The 26,455-nt window shown below is 67.5% G+C and carries 22 protein-coding genes and 1 pseudogene; 7 read left to right on the top strand and 16 right to left on the bottom strand.

Features of this window, described 5'->3' with window-relative positions:
- The first annotated feature begins 26 nt into the window (after positions 1-26).
- Positions 27-878 carry a ribokinase gene (locus FBY28_RS05250; RefSeq protein WP_141864876.1) on the top strand — a complete coding sequence of 284 codons (852 nt, stop codon included), beginning with the start codon at positions 27-29 and terminating at the stop codon, positions 876-878.
- Between the two features lie 23 nt (positions 879-901).
- Here FBY28_RS05250 and FBY28_RS05255 read toward each other — a convergent pair whose 3' ends face one another.
- Together FBY28_RS05255 and FBY28_RS05260 are read right to left on the bottom strand one after the other, a co-directional pair.
- Positions 902-2,947 carry an NAD(+) synthase gene (locus tag FBY28_RS05255; protein WP_141864878.1) on the bottom strand — a complete coding sequence of 682 codons (2,046 nt, stop codon included), beginning with the start codon at positions 2,945-2,947 and terminating at the stop codon, positions 902-904.
- A gap of 34 nt (positions 2,948-2,981) precedes the next feature.
- The gene (locus FBY28_RS05260) at positions 2,982-3,935 is read right to left on the bottom strand and encodes a phosphotransferase (protein ID WP_141864880.1); all 954 of its coding nucleotides are present in this window, start codon (positions 3,933-3,935) and stop codon (positions 2,982-2,984) included.
- 36 nt (positions 3,936-3,971) lie between these two features.
- Between FBY28_RS05260 and FBY28_RS05265 the strand changes: the two genes are divergently transcribed.
- Positions 3,972-4,808 carry an NAD-dependent protein deacetylase gene (locus FBY28_RS05265; protein WP_141864881.1) on the top strand — a complete coding sequence of 279 codons (837 nt, stop codon included), beginning with the start codon at positions 3,972-3,974 and terminating at the stop codon, positions 4,806-4,808.
- A 28-nt stretch (positions 4,809-4,836) separates the two neighbouring features.
- Here the strand turns inward: FBY28_RS05265 and FBY28_RS05270 are convergent, their stop codons facing one another.
- The gene (locus FBY28_RS05270) at positions 4,837-6,102 is read right to left on the bottom strand and encodes a cytochrome P450 (protein WP_141864883.1); all 1,266 of its coding nucleotides are present in this window, start codon (positions 6,100-6,102) and stop codon (positions 4,837-4,839) included.
- A gap of 66 nt (positions 6,103-6,168) precedes the next feature.
- Here FBY28_RS05270 and FBY28_RS05275 point away from each other — a divergent pair, with 66 nt between their 5' ends.
- Positions 6,169-6,804: a TetR/AcrR family transcriptional regulator gene (locus FBY28_RS05275; RefSeq protein WP_141864885.1), complete on the top strand. Its 636-nt coding sequence runs from the start codon at positions 6,169-6,171 to the stop codon at positions 6,802-6,804.
- Positions 6,805-6,808: 4 nt separating this feature from the next.
- On the opposite strand, the gene FBY28_RS05280 is transcribed toward FBY28_RS05275, so the two are convergent.
- The 7 genes from FBY28_RS05280 to rne all read right to left on the bottom strand — a co-directional run bounded on the left by FBY28_RS05280 (position 6,809) and on the right by rne (position 15,493).
- The gene (locus FBY28_RS05280) at positions 6,809-8,101 is read right to left on the bottom strand and encodes a protoporphyrinogen/coproporphyrinogen oxidase (RefSeq protein ID WP_141864887.1); all 1,293 of its coding nucleotides are present in this window, start codon (positions 8,099-8,101) and stop codon (positions 6,809-6,811) included.
- A gap of 3 nt (positions 8,102-8,104) precedes the next feature.
- Complete coding sequence (locus FBY28_RS05285; protein WP_019513239.1) at positions 8,105-8,728, bottom strand: PIG-L deacetylase family protein; 624 nt, start codon at positions 8,726-8,728, stop codon at positions 8,105-8,107.
- A gap of 263 nt (positions 8,729-8,991) precedes the next feature.
- Entirely contained in the window at positions 8,992-10,113 is a 1,122-nt protein-coding gene (gene proB / locus FBY28_RS05290; RefSeq protein WP_141864889.1) for a glutamate 5-kinase, read from the bottom strand.
- Positions 10,110-11,549, bottom strand: a complete 1,440-nt coding sequence (obgE, locus tag FBY28_RS05295; RefSeq protein WP_141864893.1) for a GTPase ObgE — start codon at positions 11,547-11,549, stop codon at positions 10,110-10,112. Before obgE ends, proB begins: the two co-directional genes overlap by 4 nt.
- A 94-nt stretch (positions 11,550-11,643) precedes the next feature.
- On the bottom strand, positions 11,644-11,910 hold the full coding sequence (gene rpmA / locus FBY28_RS05300) for a 50S ribosomal protein L27 (RefSeq protein WP_019513236.1): 267 nt from the start codon (positions 11,908-11,910) through the stop codon (positions 11,644-11,646).
- Between the two features lie 13 nt (positions 11,911-11,923).
- Positions 11,924-12,247 carry a 50S ribosomal protein L21 gene (gene rplU, locus FBY28_RS05305; RefSeq protein ID WP_019513235.1) on the bottom strand — a complete coding sequence of 108 codons (324 nt, stop codon included), beginning with the start codon at positions 12,245-12,247 and terminating at the stop codon, positions 11,924-11,926.
- Between the two features lie 162 nt (positions 12,248-12,409).
- Complete coding sequence (gene rne, locus FBY28_RS05310) at positions 12,410-15,493, bottom strand: ribonuclease E (RefSeq protein ID WP_141864895.1); 3,084 nt, start codon at positions 15,491-15,493, stop codon at positions 12,410-12,412.
- Between the two features lie 111 nt (positions 15,494-15,604).
- Here rne and FBY28_RS25730 point away from each other — a divergent pair, with 111 nt between their 5' ends.
- Entirely contained in the window at positions 15,605-15,766 is a 162-nt protein-coding gene (locus tag FBY28_RS25730; protein WP_019513233.1) for a hypothetical protein, read from the top strand.
- Positions 15,767-15,787: 21 nt separating this feature from the next.
- Here FBY28_RS25730 and ndk read toward each other — a convergent pair whose 3' ends face one another.
- The 6 genes and pseudogenes from ndk to FBY28_RS05340 form a co-directional block, all read right to left on the bottom strand.
- Positions 15,788-16,207: a nucleoside-diphosphate kinase gene (ndk, locus tag FBY28_RS05315; protein WP_141864897.1), complete on the bottom strand. Its 420-nt coding sequence runs from the start codon at positions 16,205-16,207 to the stop codon at positions 15,788-15,790.
- 27 nt (positions 16,208-16,234) lie between these two features.
- Positions 16,235-16,657 (bottom strand): DUF4233 domain-containing protein, encoded by a 423-nt coding sequence (locus FBY28_RS05320; protein ID WP_141864899.1) that lies wholly within the window; start codon positions 16,655-16,657, stop codon positions 16,235-16,237.
- A 1-nt stretch (position 16,658) separates the two neighbouring features.
- Positions 16,659-18,074, bottom strand: a pseudogene (folC, locus tag FBY28_RS05325) (bifunctional tetrahydrofolate synthase/dihydrofolate synthase); the annotation flags it as partial.
- Positions 18,075-18,090: 16 nt separating this feature from the next.
- Complete coding sequence (locus FBY28_RS05330; protein WP_141864903.1) at positions 18,091-20,742, bottom strand: valine--tRNA ligase; 2,652 nt, start codon at positions 20,740-20,742, stop codon at positions 18,091-18,093.
- 72 nt (positions 20,743-20,814) lie between these two features.
- Positions 20,815-22,089 carry a saccharopine dehydrogenase family protein gene (locus tag FBY28_RS05335; RefSeq protein ID WP_141864906.1) on the bottom strand — a complete coding sequence of 425 codons (1,275 nt, stop codon included), beginning with the start codon at positions 22,087-22,089 and terminating at the stop codon, positions 20,815-20,817.
- Positions 22,090-22,100: 11 nt separating this feature from the next.
- Positions 22,101-24,065 (bottom strand): S9 family peptidase, encoded by a 1,965-nt coding sequence (locus FBY28_RS05340; protein ID WP_141864908.1) that lies wholly within the window; start codon positions 24,063-24,065, stop codon positions 22,101-22,103.
- A 152-nt stretch (positions 24,066-24,217) separates the two neighbouring features.
- Here FBY28_RS05340 and FBY28_RS05345 point away from each other — a divergent pair, with 152 nt between their 5' ends.
- The 3 genes from FBY28_RS05345 (at position 24,218) to FBY28_RS05355 (ending at position 26,454) form a co-directional block, all read left to right on the top strand.
- Complete coding sequence (locus tag FBY28_RS05345; RefSeq protein ID WP_141864910.1) at positions 24,218-24,430, top strand: hypothetical protein; 213 nt, start codon at positions 24,218-24,220, stop codon at positions 24,428-24,430.
- A gap of 506 nt (positions 24,431-24,936) precedes the next feature.
- Positions 24,937-26,235: an ammonium transporter gene (locus tag FBY28_RS05350; protein ID WP_216847510.1), complete on the top strand. Its 1,299-nt coding sequence runs from the start codon at positions 24,937-24,939 to the stop codon at positions 26,233-26,235.
- Positions 26,236-26,454 (top strand): hypothetical protein, encoded by a 219-nt coding sequence (locus tag FBY28_RS05355; protein WP_141864914.1) that lies wholly within the window; start codon positions 26,236-26,238, stop codon positions 26,452-26,454. It abuts the gene before it with no gap.
- Position 26,455 lies beyond the last annotated feature (1 nt).

The following is a 26,455-nucleotide window of genomic DNA, read 5'->3' on the forward strand; positions in this document are numbered from 1 at the left end:
GGAGCGGTGGGGGTTACGGTGAGCTCATGACCCGGGTGTGTGTGGTGGGCAGCGTGAACATGGATCTGGTCTTCTCCGTCGCCACCCTCCCCACACCCGGTGCCACCGTCCTCGCCTCGGCGCTGGCGCACTCGCCGGGCGGCAAGGGCGGAAATCAGGCGGTCGCGGCGGCCCGCGCCGGCGCGACGGTGAGCTTCGTCGGCGCGGTCGGCGAGGATGCCGCGGCCACCGATCTGCTGGCACATCTGCAGCGCAACGGGGTCGACACCACCGGCGTGGTCCACCTTCCGATGCCCAGCGGGACGGCAGGCATCATTGTCGACGCCGATGCGGAGAACATGATCATCGTCGCTCCCGGCGCCAACGCGCATCTGACGATGGATTCGGCGCGGGTTCGCGAGCTGGTCGCAGGCTGCGAGGTCCTGCTGGTGCAGTTGGAGATTCCGCCGGAGACGGCGCTGGCGGCCGCCAGGGTGGCCAAGGACGGCGGTGCGACGGTGCTGCTGAACGCCTCGCCCGCGGGCGCCGACCCGGACCTGCTTGCCGGCCTCGCCGAGGTGACCGATGTCGTGATCGTCAATGAAACCGAAGCGCGGCAATGGAACTGGCCGGTCCCGAATCTGGTGACCACGCTGGGCTCGCGGGGTGCGGCGCTGCGCACCGGGGCAAGCGAGATCCACGTGCCCGCTCCGGCGGTGGAACCGGTGGACACCACCGGCGCGGGCGATGTGTTCGCCGGTGTGCTGGCCACCGCATGGCCGGACGGCCCGGAACGTGCGTTGCGATGGGCGTGCGCGGCGGGCGCACTGGCCACGACGGTGGCCGGCGCGGGTGATTGCGCCCCCACCGCCGAGGCTATCGGGGACGCGCTCGACTGACCGCTGCCCGATACCGCGGTGAGTCAGGCCTGCGGGATATCGCGTTCGATGGCGGTCAGCCAGATCCGCGCCGACATGTCCGACGGCGCCCGCCAATCCCCACGCGGGGAGAGCGCGCCGCCCGCGGAGACCTTGGGCCCGTTCGGCAGTGCCGAACGCTTGAACTGGGAGAACGAATAGAACCGTTGGGCGAACACGGTCAACCAGCGCCGGATCTCACCGAGGGAGTACTCGGGGCGTTTGTCCAGCGGATAGCCCAGCGGCCAATGTCCCTGTTCGGCGTCATGCCAGGCATGCCAGGCCAGGAACGCCACCTTGGCGGGGCCGAATCCGTAGCGCAGCACCTGGAACAGCGAGAAGTCCTGCAGCGCATAGGGACCGACCTTGGCCTCGCTGCTCTGGACCTCCTCGTCGGCACCGGCCGGGACCAGCTCGGGAGTGATCTCGGTGTCCAGCACCGACTGCAGCACCTCCCCGACGGAATCCTCGAACTCCCCGGAGGAGATGACCCAGCGGATCAGGTGCTGGATCAGGGTCTTCGGCACTCCGCCGTTGACGTTGTAATGCGACATCTGGTCACCGACACCGTAGGTCGACCATCCCAGGGCGAGCTCGGACAGGTCGCCGGTGCCGAGCACGATGCCGCCGCGCTGGTTGGCCAGCCGGAACAGATAGTCGGTGCGCAGACCGGCCTGCACGTTCTCGAACGTGACGTCATAGACCTTCTCCCCGCGGCCGAAGGGGTGGTCCATCTCGGTGAGCATCAGCTGGGCGGTGTCGCGGATGTCGATCTCGGCGAAGGTCACCCCGAGCGCTTCGCTGAGCGCGATGGCATTGCCCTTGGTCCGGTCGCCGGTGGCGAAGCCCGGCATGGTGAAGGCGAGGATATCGCTGCGCGGCCGGCCTTCCCTGTCCATCGCGCGGGCGGCGACGATCAGTGCATGGGTGGAGTCCAGCCCGCCCGACACCCCGATGACGACCTTCGGGTAGTTCAACGCGCGCAGCCGCTGCTCCAGCCCGGACACCTGGATGTTGTAGGCCTCGTAGCAATCCTGTTGCAGCCGTGCGGCATCCGAGGGAACGAACGGGAAGCGCTCCACCCGCCGCAGCAGGCCGATGTCACCGGTCGGCGGGTCGAGGGTGAATTCGATGCGGCGGAAGTCCGCACCGCCGCGGCGGGCTTCGTGTTGGGCGTTGTCGTCGAAGCTGCCCATCCGCAACCGTTCGGCCCGCAACAGCGACACGTCGACGTCGGCGGTACTGCGGCGCTCTCCCTTGGGGAAGCGCTCCGACTCGGCGAGCAGCACGCCGTTCTCGTAGATCATCGTCTGCCCGTCCCAGGCCAGATCGGTGGTTGACTCCCCCTCGCCTGCGGCGGCGTAGACGTAGGCCGCCAGGCACCGCGAGGATGCCGATTTGGCGAGCAGTTTGCGGTCATCGGCGCGGCCGATGGTGATGGGGCTGCCCGACAGGTTGGTCAGCACGGTCGCCCCGGCCAGCGCGGCGTGCGCGCTCGGCGGCACCGGCACCCACATGTCCTCACAGATCTCGACGTGCAGGACGAAATCGGGCAGATCCGCCGCCTGGAACAACAGGTCCGGCCCGAACGGCACGATGGCACCGTTCACCCGGATGAGACCGCCGAGTCCGTCGCCGGGAGCCAGCTGACGTTTTTCGTAGAACTCCCGGTAGTTGGGCAGATAGGACTTGGGCACCACACCCAGCACGGCACCACGATGGATCACGACAGCGCAGTTGTACACCCGGTTGCGGTGGCGCAGCGGCGCACCGATCACCAACACCGGCAGCAGGTCCACGGAGGCGGCGACGACCGTCGACAGCGCCTCTTCGACGGCATCGAGCAGGGTGTCCTGCAGCAGGATGTCCTCGATCGAGTAGCCGGACAGCGTCAGCTCCGGGAACACCGCCAACCCGACGCCGTCGTCGTGGCACTCACCGGCAAGCCGCAGCACCGATTCGGCATTGGCGGCGGGATCGGCGAGCGTGGTGTGGTGCGTGCAGGCGGCCACCCGGACGAACCCGTGCCGGTAGGCGGAGTAGAAGTCCACCGGGTCATTCTGGCATTGCCGGTGAATCCGGAGTTCACATCGTGCGCTGAGTGCGCCAGTCGGCTATGACGCCGGCCAGACCGTCGGCCAAAACCGGTAGTTGCGGCACCAGCACCACACAGCTGATGAACTGCAGCGTGCGCGCGGTGTCCATCAGGCGTTGGACCGTTGGGTTGGTCCTGCGCAGACCGAGTGCCTCGGCGGCCTCGTCATATTCGGCGACGGCCTCGGGCCCTAGCATGGCCAGGTCCCACTCGACCGGACCATGGCAGACATCCTCGAAGTCCGCGAACTTCACTCCGGTGGTGGTGCGGATGACGTTGTGCGAAGGTCCATCTCCTTGGAGCGTCTGGACTCCGACATCGGGGTGGCTGGCGGCGAAGGCCTCGGCGCTGCCCAACACCGCCGACAACTCGGCGAACTGGCCGCGGGCCCGTTCGATGTCCGTGCTGTTCAAGAAGTCCGAGGGCTCCAACCGGTCGAACATGCCGGGCGCGGCCTCGGTGAAGGGCACCAGAAAGGGCAGCGGCGCAGGATAACCCGCGAGCCCGGCATGCAATTCGGCGCTCTTGGCGATCGGCACACCGGCATAGGGCTGATGATCGGGTGCGACGTCGGCGAGTGCCCAGAATGTCATCCCGAAACCACCGCAACGCACCGGGACGCGGGCCACCAACGGGCTGGGCGCCACCACCGGCACACCATGGGCATCGAGCCAGGCCACGACGTCGAGTTCGCGTTGCTGGCGCGCCGTCTGCAGCGCCGGGGTGTACCCGGGCGGCAGCACCACCGGGATGCGGGCCACCACCGGGGCCGGCTCCAGGTGCACCACGACCGAGAAGACGTCGTGCAGGATGGTGGCGCGCTCGACCTCCAGCCCCGCCGCGCGGCCGGCCTGAAGCGCGGCGTCGGCGGCTCGTCGGGTGCGGTCGGCGAGCTGGTCGGCGGTGAGAACCCGACCCGGTCGCGGGGCTGATCCTGCCGTCATGGGTCCACCCTGCCATGGCGGCCTATCCTCGAATTCATGGAAGCCCCGGAACTGGTCGCCGCACTGGCGGGTCGTCGGATTGCGGTGCTCACCGGGGCAGGCATGTCGACCGATTCGGGAATTCCCGACTACCGCGGGCCGGACTCCCCGCCGAGCAACCCGATGACCATCGCCCAGTTCCGCTCGGACGCGGTCTTCCGGCAGCGCTACTGGGCGCGCAACCACATCGGGTGGCGGCATATGGACCGGACCCAACCCAATGCCGGCCACCGCGCGCTGGCCGCGCTGGAGGCGGCGGGAGTGTTGACGGGGCTGATCACCCAGAATGTGGACCTGCTGCACACCAAGGCGGGCAGCCGCACCGTGGTCGACCTGCACGGCACCTATCAGCAGGTGATCTGCTTACAGTGCGGGTCGACCATGAGCCGCGCGGCGTTGGCCGACGAATTGGAGGCGCTGAATCCCGGTTTCGCCGACCGCGCCGAACAGGTCGGGAGCATCGCGGTGGCGCCCGACGCCGACGCGGTCGTCACCGACACATCGAGCTTCCGGTACCTGGATTGTCCGCGCTGTGGCGGCATGCTCAAACCGGATATCGTCTACTTCGGCGAGAGTGTGCCCAAAGAGCGCGTGGCACACGCTTTCTCGTTGGTGGATGCCGCCGATGCGCTGCTGGTGGCGGGCTCGTCGTTGACGGTGTTCTCGGGTTACCGCTTCGTGCGGCACGCGGCGTCCGCCCAGATGCCGATCGCGATCATCAACCGGGGACCGACCCGCGGTGACGAGCTGGCCACCGTGAAGGTCGACGGCGGCTGTTCGGAGCTGCTGGCACTGCTGGCCGGTGAGCTGCCGCTGACGATGGCGGCGCGCTGACGATCACCCCCCAGCGCGCCGCCGCCGGCTAGAAGCGACAGGGCAGCGAGCGGACCGCGTGCACGAAGTTGCCTGCGACATAGGACGGTTCGCCGACCTCGAGACCGGGGATCTGGCGCAGGAGTTCACCGAAGATCGCCCGCAGCTGCGCCCTGGCAACATGGGCGCCGAGGCAGAAGTGCCGCCCCCCGCCGCCGAATCCGACGTGCGGGTTGGGGTGCCGACCGAGATCGAGCCGGTGCGGATCGGCGAACACCTCACTGTCCCAATTCGCCGAGGAGTAGAACATTACGACCTTGTCTCCGGCGGTGATGGTGCGCCCGCCGAGCTCGTAATCGCTGGCAGCGGTGCGTCGGAAGGTCATCACCGGACTCGCCCATCGCACGAACTCCTCGACCGCGGTGCCGATGCGGTCATCGAAATCGGCCATCAGCCAGGCCCGCTGTTCGGGGTTGTCGGTCAGCGCCTTCATCGCATGGCTGGTGGTCTGACGGGTGGTGTCGTTGCCGGCGACAGCCAGCAACACGAAGAACGCCGCGACCTCCTGATCGGTCAGGCGCGAGCCCTCCACTTCGGCGTGGACCAAGGCGCTGAACAGGTCATCACCCGGGTTCTCCCGCCGCTCGGCGGCCAACGCGAGCGCCACCTGGTGCAGGTACATCTGGTTGGCCACCAGGACCTCCAACGGGTTGCGACCGGCCAGGTACTCCGGATCGCCCCACGAGACCAACGCGTCGGCCGCCGCGGCAACCTGGTGGCGCTCGGACTCGGGGATGCCGACCATGTCCGAAAGGGTGCGGATCGGCAGCTCCTTGGCGCACAGGTCCACGAAGTCCGCACCGCTGCCCGCGGCGCGCAACTCGGAGACGATATCGGCGGCGTTGGCCTTGATGGAGTCCTCGATGCGGCGCACCTGACGCGGTGTGAACGCCGAATGGACCACCTTGCGGATCTGGGTGTGCCGGGGCGGATCCATCGCCAGGAAGGACTGCGAGGCCTCCAACAGCTCCTGGGGCACGTTCTCGAACAACACTCCCTGCCCGGACAGGAACACCTCGCTGTTGCGGCTGACCTCGACGACGTCGGCGTGCCGGGTCACCGCCCAGTACCCGCGATCGGCCGGATCGGGCATCAGTGAATCTTCGACCGGGGGATGCCAGCTCACCGGGCGTTGCGCACGCAGCTCGGCGAACGCGATCTCGCGATCGGCGGCCGTGGTGGCCCAGAACGCGCGGGAGGACAGGTCGATGGGGTCGAAGGCCCGCTCAGTTGTTGTGATCGGTGACACAGTCATGACCGCGACAATAGGTCTAGACAAAGTGTCTAGTCAAGGAGGCGGCGCAGCCGATACGCTGGACCCATGGCATCGGTGACACGGGCGAGTCGCAAGCCCCAGGTCAAGCGCCAGGAACGCCGCGAACAGATCGAGCGCCAACTCCTGGAGGCGACGGATCGGCTGATGGCCGAGGGCGCGAGCTTCACCGAGCTCAGCGTGGACAAGCTGGCCACCGAGGCCGGCATCTCCCGGGCCAGCTTCTACATCTACTTCGAGGACAAGGGCGACCTGCTGCGGCGATTGGCCACCCAGGTGTTCGGGGACCTGACCGCCGATGCTGCGCAGTGGTGGACGGTGGCCAATCGTCGTGACCCGGCCGATATCCACGCATCGATGACCCGCCTGATCGGCAGCTATCGCACTCACCAGCCGGTTCTGGTTGCGCTCGGCGAGATGGCCGCCTACGACGCGCAGGTCGGCGAGACCTACCGCGAACTGTTGACCGGTATCGCCGCACAGTTCACCTCCGTCATCGAAGAAGGCCAGGCCGACGGCGCCATCCGCGCCAACCTGCTCCCCGGCCCGACCGCGAGCAGCCTGGTGTGGATGGTCGAACGCGCGTGCCAACAGAACCTGCCGAACCAACCGCCGGAATACGATTCTCAGTTGGCGACCGCATTGACCGAAATCATCAGGGGCGCCTTGTATCTGGACGGCTGAGCGGTCAGAAGCGCTCGGGATGCCAGTAGACATCCTCGGCGGCGCCGGACACGGCGTGGTCGACGGCCTGGCGACCCTGCATATATCCGTAGTCCTGGTTCGACGACTCGTAGCGCCACCCGCCGAACCGTCCGCGGCTGTAGATGCCGTGCGCCAGCAGCAACTTGTCGGCCTCCCGCAGCACAGCGTCGCGGCCCAGTGTCGGCACCGGATAACCGAAACTCAGGGTCTTGACGAATCGTCCGGCGATCAGCGCCGGATCGGCGCCGAGGTTGCGCAAGGATGCCACCACACCGTCGACGGCCGTCTCTGGCGGGATCGGCGAGTGCGCGAAAATCGGTACCTCGCACAGGATGTTCCATCGCCCCGGACCGGCATTGGACCTGTCGTAATTGCTCAGCATCGTGGCGCGGTACCACGGCACCGTCTCGTCAGGGCAATACAGCCACGTCTTGTCGGCCAGCGCGGCAGGCGGCTGGCCGGTGAAGCCGATCCCGACCGCATGTAACCGGCTGGCCCGCAGCGAATCCGCGCGATCGATCCCACCGATCCACCCGAGCGCGCTGGTGATCGGCGCGGTGCTGACGCAGTACCGGAAATCCACGGTCGACCCGTCGTCCAGCCGGGCCACCCGCGCCGCCGGGTCCACATCGAGCACCGCCGTGTTGAGCCGCACCGAGTCCGGTGCCATCAGGCGGTCGTGAACGGCCTGCCACAGCGCACCCGTCCCGCCGATGGGATACGGGAACGTCGACGCGGCGGGGGTGGTGGCGCCGGCCAGCGCCAGCGTGGGCACATTGCGGGCGGTGCTACCGCTGCGCAGCGAGGTCCATTGGTCGTCGATCTGGTCCAGCGGCAGCGTCCACATCTTGCGGTTGTACGGTTCGAAGAACTGTTCGTACAGCTGTCGACCGAAGTTGTTGCGGTAGTAGTCGGCCAGATTGTCCACCGGCCCGTGGGGATCCAGATCCGTTGGCAGCTCGGCGAGTTGCTGTTGAATGGGGGTCGGCACCAGGCTGTGCGGACCGTCGCCGCGCCGCCACACCCAGCCGTTGCGCGTCACATGGTTCAGCGTGATCCCGCTGGCCGCCACGGCTCGGTCGAAATCGGGAAAATGACTGTGCAGCACGTGTCCACCCAGATCCCAGGTGAATCCGGCGCCATCGGTGATCGAGGCCGACATCCCACCGACCTGAGGTCCGGCATCGACGACGAGATGATCGATCCCGAGTTCGGTCAACCTGACCGCGGCGCCGATACCGGTGCTACCGGCACCGATGATGAGAAATGTTGGCACAGACTAGAAATCGACGACCTGGCGGATCGGCTCGAATCCCTCGGCGAACGGGCGCCTGCACAGGAATCCGTAATGCTCGGCCGAGCTGCGCACCCATGAGGCGCTGACCTTCTCGCTCGCCTCCGCCTGCGACACATGGCACATCAACGCCTCGATCTTCTTGTCGAGGCAATCGGAGATGTCGATGAACGAGGTCGGGTTGAACCCCACCGCCGACGGACCGCCGTAAGCCATGATCGTCGAGACCCAGCGCGCGGCGCCCATCGTGCACCGCGACACGACGCGATGATCCTGGTGACTGTCGTTGGCCATATGGGTGTAGACCACCGTGGCCGAAACCTTGTCGATGGCGTCCTCGATCAGGTGCACCAACTCGAATTCCTGCAACGAAACCCGGCAGTCCAGAAAGCCCTCGCCCCAGATCAGCCTGTCGATGCCGAGCGCCTCGGCGGCCGCCTGCTGTTCGGCGACCCGCTGCGACGATTTACCGGGACCCTCTTCGCCACGGGTGATGACGAGCATCGTGACGTGATCCCCCGCAGCAACATGTTTGGCCAGTGCGCCCCCGCACCCCAGCTCGATATCGTCGGGGTGCGCCCCGACCGCGAGAACCGAACGACGTGTCATGCCCCCAGCTTCCACTTTGCTGACACCGAATTGGTGCGAGCATACCCCGGCGTCCGACGGAATGTCCGACTTAGCTCGGAGGAAAGCGTTTGCGGCGTTTATTCGTTCGATTGCGCCAAACGGCAATTTTGACCAAAAGGGCCAGCAAATGGATTTATTGACGAGAGAACTATTTGCTGGACGATATTAGCTGCCGACCGGGAACACGAATTCGGCGTCGGTGAGTCGACGACTCCGGCCACGAGCGCTGAGGCCGCGACGACTCACACCGCAACCAGGTCGTCGGCGTGCACCGCGGGCCTGCGCAACTCGGGAGGCAGATCCGGGGTCGAGCGCCCGATGATCGCGGCCAGCTCGACCGCGTCATAGGCGACCACTCCGCGGGCGGCGACAGCGCCATCGGGTCCGCGGAGTTCCACCACGTCACCGCCGTGAAAGCGACCGGACACCGCGGTGATCCCGGCGGGCAACAGGGAACGCCGCCGCGTGATGACCGCGCGCACCGCACCCTCGTCGAGGGTCAGGGTGCCGGTGGCCTCTGCCGCGTAACGCACCCAGAACCGGCGCGCCGACATCCGTTCCGGGCGGGGCGCGAACACCGTACCCACCGATGCGTCGGACAGGGCTGCCGCCGCATCGGCGGCCGCCGCCAACAACACCGGGACACCGGCGTCGGCCGCCAGCAGTGCCGAGGACAGTTTCGACGCCATCCCACCGGTCCCGAGGCTGCTGCCCCGGCCCGCCACCACGCCGTCGAGGTCACCGTCGGCGGCCACCTCGGGGATGAACCGCGCGGGATTGTCGGCGGGCGCCTTGCGCGGATCCCCGTCGTACAGCCCGTCGATATCGGAGAGCAACACCAGTGCGTCGGCACCGACCAGCTGGGCGACCAGCGCCGAGAGCCGGTCGTTGTCACCGAACCGGATCTCATTGGTGGCGACGGTGTCGTTCTCGTTGACGATCGCCACCGCGTGCAGGGCGCGCAACCGGTCCAGGGTGCGCTGGGCATTGTTGTGCTGTACCCGCATGGCGATATCGTGCGCGGTCAACAGCACCTGACCGACCGTGCGGTCGAACCGGGCGAATGCCGTGCTCCAGGCATTCACCAGCGCCACCTGACCGACGCTGGCGGCGGCCTGTTTGGTCGCCAGGTCGGTGGGTCGCCGGGACAGCCCCAGCGGCTCGATTCCCGCGGCGATGGCACCGGAGGAGACGATCACGACATCCGAGCCCGCCCGCATCCGGCCCTCGATCGCCTCCACGAGGACGGCCAGCCTGCCCGCGTCGAACACACCGGTGGGTGTGGTCAACGCCGTGGTGCCGATCTTGACGACGACGCTGCGGGCGGTCCGGATGGCTTCCCGATGCACCGAGGGCACACTCATTCCCGGTGCTCCCGACGTGCCTTCCGTGCCGCCTTGCGCTCATCGGCCGATATGCGCTCGGTCTGTTCGAGGCGCACATCGGTGCCGCGGCCGGACATCATGGTGTCGATACCTGCCGGGGTTTGCGGCTCCCAGTCGAAGGTGACATCCCCGATGGTGACCGCGCACCCCGGGGTGGCGCCCTGTTTGACCAGTTCGTCCTCGACACCCAACCGGGCGAGCCGATCGCCGAGGTACCCGACGGCCTCGTCGTTGTCGAAAGCGGTTTGTGCGATCCAGCGTTCCGGGCGGGTGCCGCGCACCACGAAACCACCCTGGCCGTCCGGGGTGACGGTGAAGCCCGTCTCGTCGATCGCGACGGGGCGGATCACCGGTCGGCGCGGTGCCACCTCGGGCTGCGCAGCCCGATACGCCGCGACCATCTCCCACAGCCCGAAGATCAAGGGACGCAAGCCGTCTCGACTGACCGTGGAGATCTCGAACACCGGCCAGCCGTACTTCTCCACGACATCGTCGCGGACGAACTCCGCGAGCTCACGGGCATCGGGCACGTCGATCTTGTTCAGCACCACCGCCCGCGGCCGGTCGGCGAGATCACCGAGGGTGGTATCGCCTTGCAGCGTGGGCTGATAGGCGGCGAGTTCGGCCTCGAGCGCGTCGATATCGGAGATCGGGTCCCGGCCGGGCTCCAGGGTGGCGCAGTCCACGACATGGACGAGCACGGCGCACCGCTCGATATGGCGCAGGAAGTCCAGCCCGAGACCGCGGCCGTCCGAGGCGCCGGGGATGAGCCCGGGCACGTCGGCGACGGTGAACGTGTGGTCCCCCGCCGATACCACGCCAAGGTTGGGGACGAGGGTGGTGAAGGGGTAGTCGGCGATCTTGGGCTTGGCCGCCGAGATGGTGGACACCAGCGATGACTTGCCGGCCGAAGGGAACCCGACGAGGCCGACATCGGCGACGGTCTTGAGTTCGAGGGTCAGATCGCGGATCTGCCCCTTCTCCCCCAACAACGCGAAACCGGGGGCCTTGCGCGCACGCGATGCCAACGCCGCGTTACCGAGCCCACCGCGCCCGCCCATCGCGGCCTCGAACCGGGTGCCTGCCCCGACGAGATCGGCGATCAGCTTGCCGTCGGCATCGAGCACCACGGTGCCGTCGGGCACGTGGACCTCAAGATCGGTACCCGCGGCGCCGTCACGGTTACTGCCTGCACCGGGCTTACCGGACGGGGCGACCACGTGCGGATGGAAGTGGAAATCGAGCAGGGTGTGCACCTGGGGATCGACGACCAGCACGATGCTGCCGCCGCGGCCGCCGTTACCACCGTCGGGCCCACCGAGCGGTTTGAACTTCTCGCGATGTACCGAAGCACAGCCGTTACCGCCGTTACCGGCCTGGGCGTGGATGACCACACGGTCCACAAACCGGGGCATTGGAGAATCCTTCCGAGAAAACAGTGAAGCTGCTGCGAGTGTTCTCTAGAGAACTCGCAGCAGCTTCACTGTTCGCAAAAAGTCCTCGGAAGAACTAGGCCTCCGAGCGGACGAGACGGACGATGTTGACCGTCCGGCGACCACGCTTGGCGCCGAATTCGACCACACCGGGTGCGGTGGCGAACAGGGTGTCGTCGCCGCCACGACCGACGTTCACGCCGGGGTGGAAATGGGTGCCGCGCTGACGGACGAGGATCTCGCCGGCCTTGACGACCTGGCCGCCGAAGCGCTTGACGCCGAGCCGCTGGGCGGCTGAGTCGCGACCGTTGCGTGAGCTGGATGCGCCCTTCTTATGTGCCATGTCTGACGACCCCTTACTTGATTCCGGTGACCTTGAGCACGGTCAGCTGCTGACGGTGCCCCTGGCGCTTGTGGTAGCCGGTCTTGTTCTTGAACTTGTGGATGCGGATCTTCGGGCCCTTGGTGTGCTCCAGGACCTCGGCGGCGACGGCGACCTTGGCCAGGTCGTCGGCCGAGGTGGTCACCTTGGAACCGGCGACGACCAGGGCGACCGGCAGCGACACGGAGGCGCCGGGCTCGGTCTCCAGCTTCTCGACCTTGACAATGTCACCGACGGCGACCTTGTACTGCTTGCCGCCAGTCTTGACGATTGCGTACGTGGCGTTATCGGCTGCCATCGTGGATCTACCTCTGCTTCGTTCATCTGGGCGCGCGCATTATGGGGCATGCACGTGCGGGTCTTGGGTGCGGGCCGAGCCAGCAGTTGCGGCTGCAAGCCCCGCGACAACTGGTCAAGGGTACGTGACCAGCGTGGAGAGGGTCAAACCGGCTGCTCGCCGTCAGTCCTCCCCTACCGGCGGGCCTGCCGGACGTGCTGCGGCGCGGCGACGCGGCCTGCGGACAGGGGTGGCAACGACGGGCTCAACCTCGTCTTCCGAGTCGTCGTCTTCCGAGTCTTCCGAGTCGTCATCATCGTCGTCCGAGTCGTCGTCCTCCGAGTCGTCGTCGTCCGAGTCGTCGTCTTCATCGTCATCGTCATCGAACTCGTCGTCGTCCGAGTCGTCGTCCGAGTCATCGTCGTCGTCCGAATCGTCGTCATCGTCGTCGAGGACGTCGACGATATCGTCGTCAATCCCGACCACGGCATCGTCATCATCGGTGTCGTCGTCGGTGTCTTCGTCGGTGTCGTCATCGGAATCGTCCGAGTCCAGGTCGTCCTCGACGGGTCCGCTCTCGAACGCGCCACCGCGGCCGCGGTGCCCATCCGTCTGTTCGGTGCCGTCGATCTCGACCGACTCGTCGGTCTGGTCCTCGTCACCCTCTTCGCGACCGGCCGCGGCCATCGCCTTGAACATCGGATGCTCACCCGAGGCATGTGACGGCACTTTCACCATCTGGATGGATTCCGGCGTCTCTTCGGGCTTGCCGGCCTTCTTACCGCGCTTACCGCGACGGCCACCGCCACCACCACCGTTGCCACCGTTACCGGCATTGCCGCCGCCGGAATCCGACTTGCGGCCGTTACCGCCCGAGGAACCCGAATCGACCGGATCGGCATGCAGCACGATCCCGCGACCGGCACAGTGACTGCAGGTCGTGGAGAACGCCTCGATCAGCCCGGTGCCCAGCTTCTTGCGGGTCAGCTGCACCAGCCCCAGCGAGGTCACCTCGGACACCTGATGGCGGGTCCGGTCCCGGGCCAGGGCCTCGGTGAGCCGGCGCAGCACCAGGTCGCGGTTGGACTCCAACACCATGTCGATGAAGTCGATGACGATGATCCCGCCGATATCCCGCAACCGCAGCTGGCGGACGACCTCCTCGGCCGCCTCCAGGTTGTTGCGGGTCACGGTCTGCTCCAGGTTGCCCCCGGAACCGGTGAACTTGCCGGTGTTGACGTCGACGACGGTCATCGCCTCGGTGCGGTCGATCACCAGCGTGCCGCCCGAGGGCAGCCACACCTTGCGGTCCATGGCCTTGGCCAGTTGTTCGTCGATGCGGTGCACCGCGAACACGTCCGGCCCGTCCGGCGAGCTCGGCTCGTACTTCGTCATTCGCGGAACCAGTTCCGGCGCCACCGAATTCACGTAGTCGTTGATGGTGTTCCAGGCCTCGTCACCCGAGACGATCAACCCGGAGAAATCCTCGTTGAACAGGTCACGAATGACCTTGACGAGCACGTCGGGCTCCTCGTAGAGGGCCACGGCGGCGCCGGCTTTCTTCGCGGTCACCTCGGCGGCGCTCGCCTCGATCTGAGCCCACCGCTCCTGCAGCCGGTTCACATCGGTGCGGATATCGGATTCCTTCACGCCCTCGGACGCGGTGCGGATGATGACCCCGGCTCCGGCCGGCACCACCTCCTTGAGGATCTCCTTGAGGCGCTGCCGCTCGGTGTCGGGCAGTTTGCGGCTGATCCCGGTCGAGGATGCTCCCGGTACGTAGACCAGATAGCGCCCGGCCAGCGAGACCTGGGTCGTCAGCCGCGCACCCTTGTGCCCGACGGGGTCCTTGCTGACCTGGACCACGACGTAGTCGCCGGGTTTGAGGGCCTGCTCGATCTTGCGCTGGGCACCACCGAGTCCGGCGGCCTCCCAGTTGACCTCGCCGGCGTAGAGCACACCGTTGCGGCCGCGGCCGATGTCGACGAACGCCGCCTCCATCGAGGGCAGCACGTTCTGGACGATGCCCAGGTAGATGTTGCCGACCAGGGACGCCGAAGCGGCCGACGTCACGAAGTGCTCGACGACGACACCGTCCTCCAACACCGCGATCTGGGTGTACCGCGCGCCCTCGTGCGGCGGTTCGGTGCGGACCTTGTCGCGCACGATCATGGTGCGCTCGACCGCCTCACGGCGGGCCAGGAACTCGGCCTCGCTCAGGATCGGCGGGCGACGACGGCCGGCATCGCGGCCGTCACGGCGGCGCTGCCGTTTGGCCTCCAGCCGGGTCGAGCCCGAGATGCCCTGGATCTCGTCGGGATCTTTACCGTCGCGTGCCGATGCCGCCTTGGACCGCGGTGCACGCTCGTGCACGACGGTGTTGGGCGGATCATCCGGAGAGCCGTTGTCATCGGAATCGGCCGAGCCGGACTTGCGGCGACGGCGACGCCTGCGGCGACGGGTACCCGCCTCGCCGGTCCCGTCCTCACCGTTGTCCTCGTCGGAATCCTCGCCGTCCTCGGCATCACCGGAATCTTCGGCGTCATCGGTGGCCGACTCCGCGGACTCGCCTTCGGCGTCGGTCTCGGTGTCCGCATCGCCGTCCTCGCCGTCCTCGGCGCTCTGCTCACCACGGCCCCGGCCACGGCCCCGGCGACCACGGCGACGGCGCCGCGCGGCGGGACGTTCGGAATCGTCACCGTCACCGTCTGCATCATCGACATCGCCGTCGGTATCGGTATCGGTGTCCTCGAAGTCACCGGCCGGTTCGGATGCCGCCGGACGGGGTGCACGTTTGACCGGCTGCGGGGCCACGAACAGCGGCATGTACGCGGCGGGCTCTTCGGCCGGCGGAGAACTGGGCGGCGCCTCAAGGAGCAGCCGGGACTCGGGTTCCTCGATCACCGGTGCGGCGAACACGGTGTCGGTCGCCGGCACCTCGGTGATGGTCTCTTCGACGACGACCACCTCGGTCGGGGTCGTGACCTCGGCCGGGGTCGCCGGAGCGGGGCTCTCAGCTGCTGGGCTCTCAACCGGGGAGGCGGTCGCCTCGGCGTTGAGCACCTCGCGGACACGCTCGGCCTCTTCACGTGCCACGGTCGAGTGTGGGCTGCGCGCACGGCCGTCGAGTTGAGCCAGTGCGTCCACGATCCGCTTGCTGGTGGTGCCGAGCACCCTGGCCAGCGAGTGGACTCTCAGCTTCGCCGGCAGTTCCTCGCTGTGTGCGGCGTTTTCAGATAGGTCTTTGTTAGGGGCATCTTCGGCCACGAATTCTCCTCAAGCCCCCGGGCGCGTCCGATGACGCGGCCACGCGAGGGCTTCCGCTATGGGTCCGGGGAACTTCTCCCGAACTTGTTATGGTCTCGCCCCGAGGGATCCATGACGAACCCGTTCGGCGCCTGGCTGAATGATGGCTGGACGCTCTGGCGCCGCACCGCTCGCGCGATGGTCGCACTCGTCGAAGTCTTCATCCGGGTTCCCGGCCCCAGTGTGGCGCCGGTCTCCCGTGGTCAGTATCCCATATCGCGCGCCCGAATCTGACCAGGGCGGCGAAAGCGGGCGCTACGCGCCGGTCAGACCGGGGAACCAGAGCGCGATCTCACGGGCAGCCGACTCGGGCGAGTCGGACCCGTGCACCAGGTTCTCCTGGGTCACCGTGGCGAAGTCGCCGCGGATGGTGCCCGGGGTGGCCTTCTCGACCGGATCGGTGCCACCGGCGATCTGACGGAACGCGGCGATGGCCCGCGGACCCTCGACGACTGCGGCCACAACCGGCCCGGAGGTGATGAATTCCAGCAGTGATCCGAAGAACGGCTTGCCGTCGTGCTCGGCGTAGTGCTGCCGTGCCAGCTCATCGCTGACGGTCTTCAGTTCCAGCGCCGCAAAGGTCAAGCCCTTGCGCTCGATCCGGCCGAGGACCTCACCGATCAGGTTCCGCTGCACGCCGTCGGGCTTGATCAACACAAGAGTCCGCTCAGTCACGGCGCACAGCCTACCGGGCAGTAACGACTACTCGGCGTCGGGTCGGCGAGCGGCCTGCTGCGACGGCAGCTGACCGCGATCCTGGCGCCGTTTCACCTCGGCGCGCAGATAGATGATCAGCGCCCACACCGCGGCGAACACCACGCCGATGAAGCCGATGGCGGCGTGTATCAGAGCACCTGCGATCAGCACGAACTGCACCCCGAGGTTGACCCAGATGATGCCGGGCCGGCCCTGTACGCCCGACATCAGCACCAGCACCACGGCGGCACCGATCAGGAACCCGCCACTGGCCGGTGTCAACCCGGCCGCGCCGTTGGCCACCACCGGCAGCGCCAGCAGCGCCACGATGGCCTCCAGGATCAAGGTGCCTGCCATGATGCCGCGGAAGCTCTTCCACGGGTCCGGAGGCGTGCCGGGTGCGACCGGGCGTTCGCAGGCATCGCTCATATCAGGCGGGATCCTTCCCGAACAGGGTGCGGGCCGCACCGGCGGTGACGACGGAGCCGGTGATGACCATGCCGCTACCGGAGAAACCCTCACCATCGTTGCCGGACTCCTCGACCAGCGCGGTGGCTGCCTCGATCGCGTCGGGCAGCGTGGCGGCGGTGAGCACCCGGTCGGGCCCGAAGCGTTCTTCGGCCCGCGCGGCCAGGGTCTCGACATCCAGTGCCCTCGGGGACCCGTTGTGGGTGACCACGACCATGTCGAAGGCAGGCTCAAGGGCCGCCAGGATCCCGTCGACATCCTTGTCGGCCATCACCGAGATCACGCCGACCAGATAACGGAAGTCGAACTCGGCGTCCAGCGCCTGGGTCAGGGCGGTGGCACCGGTCGGGTTGTGCGCGGCATCGGCGAACACCGTCGGCGCGCTGCGCACGCGTTCCAGCCGGCCCGGACTGGCCACCGACGCGAATCCGGCGCGCACCGCGTCGATATCGAGCTGACGTTGCGCACCGGCGCCGAAGAACGCCTCCACCGCGGCCAGCGCGAGCACCGCGTTCTGGGCCTGATGCTCACCGTGCAGCGGCAGGAAGATCTCGTCGTACACGCCGCCGAGACCTTGCAGGGTGAGCAGCTGACCGCCGATCGCGATCTGGCGATCCAACACCGCGAATTCCGAATCTTCTCGTGCCACAGCGGCATCGGCACGCACGGCCTCAGCCAGCAGCACCTCCATGGCTTCGGGAGGCTGGCGCGCGATCAGGGCGACCGTGTCGGTCGGGATGAGTGCGTCCTGCTGCTTGTGGATGATCCCGGCCTTCTCCCCCGCGATCTCGGCGATGGTCTCACCGAGAAAGTCGGTGTGGTCCAGCCCGATCGGGGTGATCACCGCGACGGGGGCCTGCACGACATTGGTCGCGTCCCAGCGCCCACCCAGCCCGGTTTCGATGACGGCGACGTCGACGGGAGCATCGGCGAAGGCCGCGAAGGCCATCGCGGTGAGCACCTCGAACTTGCTCATCTTCGGGCCACCGGCCGCTTCGGACTGCTGGTCGACGAGCTCGACGAACGGTTCGATCTCGCGATAGGTCGCCACGTATTCGGCTGGGCTGAGCGGCTTTCCGTCGATGGAGATGCGCTCGACCGCGGACTGCAGGTGCGGACTGGTGGTGCGACCGGTGCGCCGGTGAAGTGCGATCAACAGCGCGTCGATGATGCGGGCCACCGAGGTCTTGCCGTTGGTGCCGGCGATATGGATCGAGGGGTACGCGCGCTGGGGTCCGCCCAGCAGTTCCAGCAGCGCGACGATCCGCGTGGTGCTCGGCTCGATCTTGGTTTCCGGCCAGCGCTGGTCGAGCAGATGCTCGACCTGCAGCAGGGCCGCGACCTCATCAGGGGTGGGTTGGCTCATCGGCGATCGGCTCCGCTGCTCGCTGGTCTCATTTCAGGTCGGCGAGTCGCGCGGTGATCCGTTCGACCTCCTCGGCCGCCAACTGTTGCCGACCCTTGATCTTCTCGACGACGTTCTCGGGTGCCTTGGCCAGGAAGTCGGCGTTGCCGAGCTTGCCCGTTGTCTGCGCGAGTTCCTTCTGCGCGGCGGCCAGATCCTTTTCCAGGCGGCGCTTCTCGGCGGCCACGTCCACGGTCCCCGAGGTATCCACCTCGACGGTCACCGTGCCATTGGTCAACCGCACCTCGACCGCCGCCGAGGCGGCAAAGTCCTCGGCGGGGTCGGTGAGCCACGCCAGCGCGGTGACCGCGGGCAGCTGTGACTCGATATCGCTGCTATCCAGACCGGTCAACCGGGCGGGCACCTTCTGCCGGTCGGCAAGGCCCTGATCGCTACGGAACCGGCGCACCTCGGTGACCAGCTTCTGCATATCGGTGATGCGTCGGGTCGCGGTGGCGTCCAGGCCGTGCGTGGTGGCGGTCGGCCAGTCGGCGATGACCACCGACTCCCCGCCGGTGAGGGTCTTCCACAGCGTCTCGGTGACGAACGGCATGACCGGGTGCAGCAGCTTCAGCAGGGTGTCGAGCACCGCCGCCAGAACCGCGCCGGTGTGCGAATGCCCCTGTGCGACCTGGACCTTGGCCAGTTCCAGGTACCAATCGCAGAACTCGTCCCAGGCGAAGTGATACAGCGCCTCGCAGGCCCGGCTGAACTCGTAGGCCTCCAGTGCGGCATCGGCCTCGGCACGCACCTCCTCAAGGCGCCCGAGGATCCAGCGGTCGGCATCGGTGAGCTGATCGACGCCGGGAAGATCGGTCAGCTCGGCGCCGTTCATCAGGGCGAACTTGGTGGCGTTGAACAGTTTGGTGGCGAAATTGCGCGAGGCGCGGGCGTGGTCCTCACCGATGGACAGGTCGCCGCCGGGGCTCGCGCCGCGGGCCAGGGTGAACCGCAGCGCATCGGCACCGAACTTCTCCACCCAGTCCAGTGGATCGATGCCGTTGCCCTTGGACTTGCTCATCTTGCGGCCGAATTCATCGCGGATCAGGCCGTGCAGGAACACATTCTCGAACGGGACCTGCGGCCGACCGGTGGCCGGGGCCGGCACGGCGTCGTCTCCGGAGACGAAGGTGCCGAACATCATCATCCGCGCCACCCAGAAGAACAGGATGTCGTAGCCGGTCACCAGAACCGTTGTGGGATAGAACTTCTGCAGCTCGGGAGTGGCATCGGGCCAGCCCATCGTGGAGAACGGCCACAACGCCGAGGAGAACCAGGTGTCCAGGACATCGGGATCCTGTTCCCACCCCGGCGGTGGGGTCTCGTCGGGGCCGAGGCAGACCTGCTGACCGTCTGGCCCGTGCCAGATCGGGATGCGGTGCCCCCACCACAGCTGCCGCGAGATGCACCAGTCGTGCATGTTGTCGACCCAGGCGAACCAGCGAGGCTCCAGGCTCGTGGGGTGGATCACGGTGTCGCCCTTGCGGACCGCGTCACCAGCAGCCTTGGCCAGGGCATCGACCTTGACCCACCACTGCAGGCTCAGCCGGGGTTCGATGGGTTCGCCGCTGCGCTCAGAGTGGCCGACGCTGTGCAGATACGGTCGCTTCTCGGCGACGATGCGCCCCTCGGCGGCCAACGCCTCGCGCACCGCCACGCGCGCTGCGAAACGGTCCATACCGTCGAAGCGCGTCCCGGTGCCGGTGATGGCGCCGGTGGTGTCCAGGATGGACGGCATCGGCAGGTTGTGTCGCAACCCGATCTCGAAGTCGTTCGGGTCGTGGGCCGGGGTGACTTTCACTGCGCCGGTGCCGAACTCGGGGTCGACGTGGGCATCGGCCACGATGACGATCTCGCGGTCCAGATATGGGTGGGGCAGCGTGGTGCCCACCAGCGCGCGATAGCGCTCGTCGTCGGGATGCACCGCCACCGCGGTGTCGCCGAGCATGGTCTCCAACCGGGTGGTGGCGACGACGATGTGCGGCTCGTCATCGTTCATCGAGCCGTACCGGAACGAGACCAGCTCGCCCTCGACGTCCTCGTACTTGACCTCGAGATCGGAGATGGCGGTCTGCAACACCGGCGACCAGTTGACCAGGCGTTCGGCCTGATAGATCAGCCCTGCGTCGTAGAGCCGTTTGAAGATCGTGCGCACGGCCCGGGAGAGACCCTCGTCCATGGTGAACCGGTCGCGGCTCCAGTCGACACCATCGCCGAGGCGGCGCATCTGGCCGCCGATGGTGCCGCCGGACTCACGCTTCCAGTCCCAGACCCTCTCGATGAAGAGCTCGCGTCCGAGGTCCTCTTTGGTCTTGCCGTCGGCGGCGAGCTGCTTCTCCACCACCGACTGGGTGGCGATGCCGGCATGGTCCATACCCGGCAGCCAGAGCACCTCGTAGCCCTGCATGCGGCGCCGGCGGGTCAGCGCATCCATCAGGGTGTGGTCCAGGGCGTGCCCCATGTGCAGGCTGCCGGTCACATTCGGCGGCGGCAACACGATCGAATACGGCGGTTTGTCGCTGCCGGGATCGGCGGTGAAATACCCGGCGTCGACCCAACCCTGATACAGGTCGCTTTCTACCGCACCCGGCTCCCAGGATTTGGGCAGGGCATCGGCACGCGAAGAGGGGCTGGCAGTCACCTGCCCATTCTAGGAAGGCCGGTCGAGCAGACGCCGAGGGCCCACCTTTGGCCCGGCCGGGAGCGGCCCGGCTCAGTCGAGCCGCGCCGTCTCCAGGGTGACCCCGGCCGCCGGCAGGCGAGTGAGCAGTGCCGAACCCGCCGCGGCGGCCGGGGTCAGCACCCCGCGCAGATCCGAGAGCTGGTCACGGTCCAGCGCCAAGGCGAGCCCGCATTCGGCGAGCAGCACGGCGGTGGCCTTGTACCCCGGGTCGCCCTGCTGGGCGATGGTCGCGCGGTACCGGGCGCCGGTGCTGGTCGTGGTGTAGGTCTCGATGCGGTAGTGACCGTTGTCACGGGTGCGCGCGCTGGGTCCGCTGCCCGGTTTCGGCAGGATCCGTTCCAGCAGTCCCGTGGGCACCTTGTTGATATAGCGGCTGCCGAGGCTGAAGGTCGCCACACTGGCGGCGGTCTCCAGCGCCGCGGCCGCCGGTGCCAATACCGAGGAGCCAAGGCTCATCTGCTCGGCGTAGCGGAAGTGCCGCCCGTATGCCCAGTCCAGCAGCGCGTTGCTGCGTCGCACGATGCGCGAGTTCGGTGCGGCCATCGCGAAGGCACCGGTCCAGATGCCGTCCAGCTCGGGCGCGATATCGCGGCCGCGCCGCCACGGGTTGTCGGATTGATGGCCCAGTTCCGGTTCCGCGCCGCGGTCGGTGGTCAGCGTGTACGGATCTTCGAGGTCACGGCGGGCCTGCGGGTCTTCGGCCGCGGTCCGCATGAACTCGATCATCGAGGCGGCGGTCCCGCCGGAGACCCCGCCGGCGAAGGTGCGCAACACCAGGTTGGTCTCGGTCAGCTCGCCCGCACCGTCGGCGGTCACCCGGTCGTGCAACGCGTACACGCTGATATCCGATGGCACCGAGTCGAATCCGCAGGAGTGCACGATCCGCGCGCCGGTGTCGACGGCCTGCTTGTGGAACTGTTCGGCGCTGTCCCGGATGAACAGCGTCTCACCGGTGAGGTCGGCGTAATCGGTGCCCGCAGCGGCGCACGCCTGCACCAGCGGGAGCCCGTACTTGGTGTAGGGGCCGACGGTGGTGATGACCACCTGCGTACGGGCGGCCATATCGGCCAGTGTCGACGGCGAGTCGGCGTCGGCCTCGACGAGCTGCCAGTCCTGGGCCTTGGGGCCGAGGCTGTCGCGCACATCGCGCACCTTGGCCAGCGAGCGTCCGGCCAACGCGATCCGGGCGCCCGAGTCGGCCAGCGCCAGGTACTGCGCGGTGAGCTTGCCCGCGAAGCCGGTGGCGCCGTACAGGACGATGTCGAATTCGCGCTGCGGAGAGGTCGGAGAAGTCGGCGAGGTCATGGAACCCGAAGCTACCCGAGGAGCTCGGGTACAAACATGTCCCGCCCGAACAGGTGGTTGCCCAGGAAGGCCGAGATCACCTGGTACCAGATCTTGGTGTGCTGCGGAGCGGCCACCCAGTGCCCCTCGGACGGGAAGTACAGGAATTGGTGCGGGCTGGCGCCGTCCTCATCGGCAGGAAGACCGGACCGGCTGAGCAGCTCGTACCACAGTCGCAGACCTTCCCCGATCGGCACGCGGTAATCCTTGTCACCGTGGATGACCAACATCGGGGTGCGGATCTCACCGACGTGGTGGTGTGGCGAATTCTGTTGTGTCATCTGCTCGGTCATCTCGCGCTCCCACCAGTACGCGCCGTCGGTGGTGGGTCCGAACTGATCCAGTGCCCACAGGCTGGCGTGACTGACGATCGCGGTGAACCGGTCGGTGTGCCCGGCGATCCAGTTGGCCATGTACCCGCCGAACGAGCCGCCCATCGCGGCGGTGCGCTGCCGGTCGATGCGCGGATGCTCGCAGGCGGCATCGGTGGCGGCCATCAGATCGGTGTAGGGCGGCCCACCCCAGGCGCCCCACCCGCGTTGGATGAAATCCTGGCCATAGCCGGTGGACAGCGCCGGGTCCGGCAGCAGCACGGCATACCCCTCGGCCGCCAACAGCCATGGGTTCCAGCGCCAGTGCCAGGTGTTCCAGCTGCCGAGTGGACCACCGTGCACCCACAGCAGCAACGGGGCGGGCTCGGTTCCGCCGGGTAACACCAGCCAGGAGTGCACGGGGGTGCCGTCCGGCGCCTGAGCGGTGAGTTCCTCCACGGTGCCCGGCAGTTTCGGCAGCTCGACGCACGGCAGGATCGTGACGGTTCCGTCGGGATCGATGCGCACCGGGTGCGGTGGCGCGAGGTAGGAGCTGCGCAGCGCGAAGATCACCCCACCCGGCGCGGTGCACACATCGCTGTAGGCGTGATCGTCCTCGGTCAACCGGGTCACCGTGCGGGTCGCCGGGTCCACCGCGAAGATGGGATGCCTGCCGTTGTCGTCCGCTGTCACGATGAGCCTGCTCCCGTCGGCACTCCATGTCACCGAGGCCGGCCACCGGTCCCATTCGGTCAACTCGGTCCATGCCTGGCCGATTTCGCCCCAGCACAACGTGATCCGTGGCGCCTGCTCGGGTGTCGAGGTGGTCTCTCGCAGAAAGGCGATGCGTCGACCGTCCGGGGCCAGCGCGGGCGCGTCGAGGTCCGCGCCGGGATCATCGGCGACCACGGTGCGCTGCCGGGTCGCGGTGTCGATGCGCACGATCTGCGAGCGCAGCGCCACCCCGGCCACCGGCCGGTACCAGCTGCTGACCAGGAAGGTGCCGTCGGCGCTGATGTCGAGCGCGGTGTCCCGCAGGGCCGCGCCGGGATCGGGTGTGAGATCGCGCCTTCCTTCGGTGTCGAACAGGTGCGGCAGTTCGGGGCCCAGATCGTGGTCCCAATGCCGGACCGGGTAGCCACGGTGCAGAATGGCCGACACCTTGTTGTCCTTGCGCAACGTCCGCAACCGCTCGTCCTCGTCGACCCCGGCGGCCGAACGCAACAACGAGGTGGTGACCACCGTTCGCGGCGCGTCAGCGGCGACGCGCACGGCCGACACCCCACCGGGCAGCGAGAGTTCCTCGACCGCCTCGCCGCCCTCTTTGGGCAGTCGCCAGAGCGCGGTCGGCGCCGACTCCTGGCCCGATGTGGGCCGGCTTGCGAGAAACAACAGGTCTCCGTCGGAGGTGAAGACCGGTGCCGACTCGCCCTTTCCGCCGCGGGTGAGCCGGCGGGCGGAGCCGATCCCGGCGGGGTCCAATTCCCAGATCGCCGTGCGGTATTCGGTGCCCTCGGAGCTGAGCTCGCTGACGGTGGTGACCAGCCGGTCACCGGTCGGACTGACGGCCAACTCCGCAATCCTGGGCAGGGCGAGATAGCTGTCGAGATCCTCGAACGGTGTCATGGTGCCACCGTAGTGGGCGGGCCGTCGCGGCCATCGGCGCAGAACATGCACGGCACACCGGTCGGCCGCCATCCACGAACACCACCGATTCGTTGCCGACCGCCAGTTGGTCGCTACCATCGTGTGCGCTGTCACCGCTTCGAGGGGAGCTGTTGAGCGAGTTCCGCAACGCCGTTGCCAAAGCCATCGAGGGCACGCCGGTCGTCGACAGCGAGAACGGATTCACCGTCCAACTGGATGTCCTCGACGCTCGCTGGTGGGCCCTGTTCGCCCGCCAAGGACTGTCCGAAGGCTTCCGTACCAGGGCGGCCGCATACTGGGGTTCACCAGGCAAAAGATCTGGGCACTGTCCGACCGAGGCGTGATCGAGCCGGTGGTCGACTACAGGTTCGATGCCAGAGAGGGCCGCGACCTGATCCGTCTCGTGGCCACCGAACTCGTTCTGCGCGAACGACTTCCGATGACGCTGAAAATTCGCGGCGGTGTGCGTGCTCGTCACCCCCGCCATCTTCGCCGGTTCGGGCATCTTCACCCTGGTGCAGCGGCTGCTCGGCATCCACACCTAGCCATCCAGTCCGGTCGGGATTTTCGGCGCGATGCACTCCGGGTGACGCAGGGGGCCGATCGATCGCGCCCAAGGCCATGTCCCGACATCGGACCGTGGCCTTCGAGCCATCCGATGACGTCGGCGCGGGGTCTTCACAGGGATTTAACAGCCGATGACCACCGGGACACATCGGCGCGGTTACGTTCATCTCGGTACACCGTCAGTACCTCACGGCCACTGTGGATAAACCCCGGTCGCCTCATCCCCCACACCCGAACGGCGGAGGTTGTTTTGACACCCGAAGTGGAGGACGCCCTCGCAACGATGGCGTCAGTGAACAACGAGTTCTTCTACTGGATGTCCATCGCGCTGATGATGCTCATCCACGCCGGCTTCCTGGCCTACGAGGTCGGCGCGTCCCGGTCGAAGAACGTCCTGGCCACGGCAATGAAAAACCTGCTCGCGTTCGCGACCATCGTCGCATCGTTCTACTTCGTCGGCTGGTTCCTCTACAACGCCATGCCGAGTGGCTTCATCGAGTTCAACGACGCGGCCAAGGCCGCCCTGCCATGGGGCGACAACATGGGCCCCAACACCGCCGACTCCGCCAGCGGCATCTTCTGGGGCGCCTTCGCCCTTTTCGCGGCGACCACCGGCTCGATCATGTCCGGCGCTGTGCTCGAACGCATCCGCACCAGCGGCTTCCTGGTGCTGACGGTATTGGTCGGCTCGGTCACCTGGATCATCGGCGCCGCCTGGGGGTGGCACGGCGCCGGTTGGATGCTCACCAAACTCGGCTTCCACGACGTGGGGGCCGCGGGCTGCGTGCACATGATCGCCGGCTTCGCGACACTGGGCATCCTGATCAACCTGGGCCCGCGGATCGGACGGTTCGGCCCCGACGGCAAACCCGTCACGATCCGTCCGCACAATCTGCCGCTCACCATGGTCGGCCTGATGCTGATCTTCACCGGCTTCTTCGGCTTCCTGATGGGTTGCGTCATCTACGCCGGTGACGGATTCACCACCATCTACGCCAGCCCGACCACGTTGAGCGCCTTCGCCTTCAACACCCTGATGGGCCTGGCCGGTGGGATCATCGGCGCCTATCTGACCTCCCGCGGTGAGCCCTTCTGGACCATCTCCGGCGGCCTGTGCGGCGTGATCGGCGTGGCATCGGGCATGGATCTGTACCACCCCGCACTCGGGTTCGTCATCGCCTTCGGCGCAGGCGCGCTCGCACCGTTCATCGGGAAACTGTTGGAACGCTTCAAGATCGACGATGTGGTGGGTGCGGTCTCGGTGCATGGCGGCATCGGGTTGTACTCGGTCCTGATGGCCGGCGTGTTCCTGGCCGGATACCCGAACACCGACGGCAACCCATCGGTGTCGCTGTGGGGTCAGATGATCGGCGCGCTGGTGTTCGCCACCCTCGGCTTCGTCCCGACCTATGTCGTATCGCTACTGCTGAAGAAGGTCGGATTGCTTCGCATCCCGGCCGCGGTCGAGGAACAGGGCCTCGATCTCAGTGAGGTGCCCGCGACGCCGTACCCCGAAGGAATCCCGATCACCACCATGCCGCTGAACGGCGGCAAGGCATTGCTCATCGCGGAGGTGAAGTAGATGTTCAGTCCCATCGAGAACTACGACGAAGCCGGTGTGGTCTTCACCTTCGGCGGATACTCGGTCGGGGTGTGGCTGTTCTTCATCCTGGCGGTGCTGTTGTTCGTCGGATTCTTCGTCCGGATGATCCAGCACGAGAACAAGGCCTACAGGGCGATCATCGAACACACTCCGGTGGAACCCGGACCGGCCGCCGAGGGGGAACCCACGGCGTACTGAG

This window comes from Arthrobacter sp. SLBN-53 (assembly GCF_006715585.1).
GTDB classification, from domain to species: Bacteria; Actinomycetota; Actinomycetes; order Mycobacteriales; family Mycobacteriaceae; genus Mycobacterium; species Mycobacterium neoaurum_A.

What these genes read in the sequence shown, in the direction of transcription:
- FBY28_RS05335 (WP_141864906.1), bottom strand. Translation starts at nt 22,089, where the DNA reads ATGACCTCGCCGACTTCTCCGACCTCTCCGCAGCGCGAATTCGACATC.
- FBY28_RS05320 (WP_141864899.1), bottom strand. Translation starts at nt 16,657, where the DNA reads ATGAGCGATGCCTGCGAACGCCCGGTCGCACCCGGCACGCCTCCGGAC.
- FBY28_RS05265 (WP_141864881.1), top strand. Translation starts at nt 3,972, where the DNA reads ATGGAAGCCCCGGAACTGGTCGCCGCACTGGCGGGTCGTCGGATTGCG.
- FBY28_RS05250 (WP_141864876.1), top strand. Translation starts at nt 27, where the DNA reads ATGACCCGGGTGTGTGTGGTGGGCAGCGTGAACATGGATCTGGTCTTC.
- FBY28_RS05270 (WP_141864883.1), bottom strand. Translation starts at nt 6,102, where the DNA reads ATGACTGTGTCACCGATCACAACAACTGAGCGGGCCTTCGACCCCATC.
- rplU (WP_019513235.1), bottom strand. Translation starts at nt 12,247, where the DNA reads ATGGCAGCCGATAACGCCACGTACGCAATCGTCAAGACTGGCGGCAAG.
- proB (WP_141864889.1), bottom strand. Translation starts at nt 10,113, where the DNA reads ATGAGTGTGCCCTCGGTGCATCGGGAAGCCATCCGGACCGCCCGCAGC.
- rpmA (WP_019513236.1), bottom strand. Translation starts at nt 11,910, where the DNA reads ATGGCACATAAGAAGGGCGCATCCAGCTCACGCAACGGTCGCGACTCA.
- FBY28_RS05285 (WP_019513239.1), bottom strand. Translation starts at nt 8,728, where the DNA reads ATGACACGTCGTTCGGTTCTCGCGGTCGGGGCGCACCCCGACGATATC.
- FBY28_RS25730 (WP_019513233.1), top strand. Translation starts at nt 15,605, where the DNA reads ATGACGAACCCGTTCGGCGCCTGGCTGAATGATGGCTGGACGCTCTGG.
- obgE (WP_141864893.1), bottom strand. Translation starts at nt 11,549, where the DNA reads ATGCCCCGGTTTGTGGACCGTGTGGTCATCCACGCCCAGGCCGGTAAC.
- FBY28_RS05275 (WP_141864885.1), top strand. Translation starts at nt 6,169, where the DNA reads ATGGCATCGGTGACACGGGCGAGTCGCAAGCCCCAGGTCAAGCGCCAG.
- FBY28_RS05350 (WP_216847510.1), top strand. Translation starts at nt 24,937, where the DNA reads ATGGCGTCAGTGAACAACGAGTTCTTCTACTGGATGTCCATCGCGCTG.
- FBY28_RS05355 (WP_141864914.1), top strand. Translation starts at nt 26,236, where the DNA reads ATGTTCAGTCCCATCGAGAACTACGACGAAGCCGGTGTGGTCTTCACC.
- FBY28_RS05340 (WP_141864908.1), bottom strand. Translation starts at nt 24,065, where the DNA reads ATGACACCGTTCGAGGATCTCGACAGCTATCTCGCCCTGCCCAGGATT.
- FBY28_RS05260 (WP_141864880.1), bottom strand. Translation starts at nt 3,935, where the DNA reads ATGACGGCAGGATCAGCCCCGCGACCGGGTCGGGTTCTCACCGCCGAC.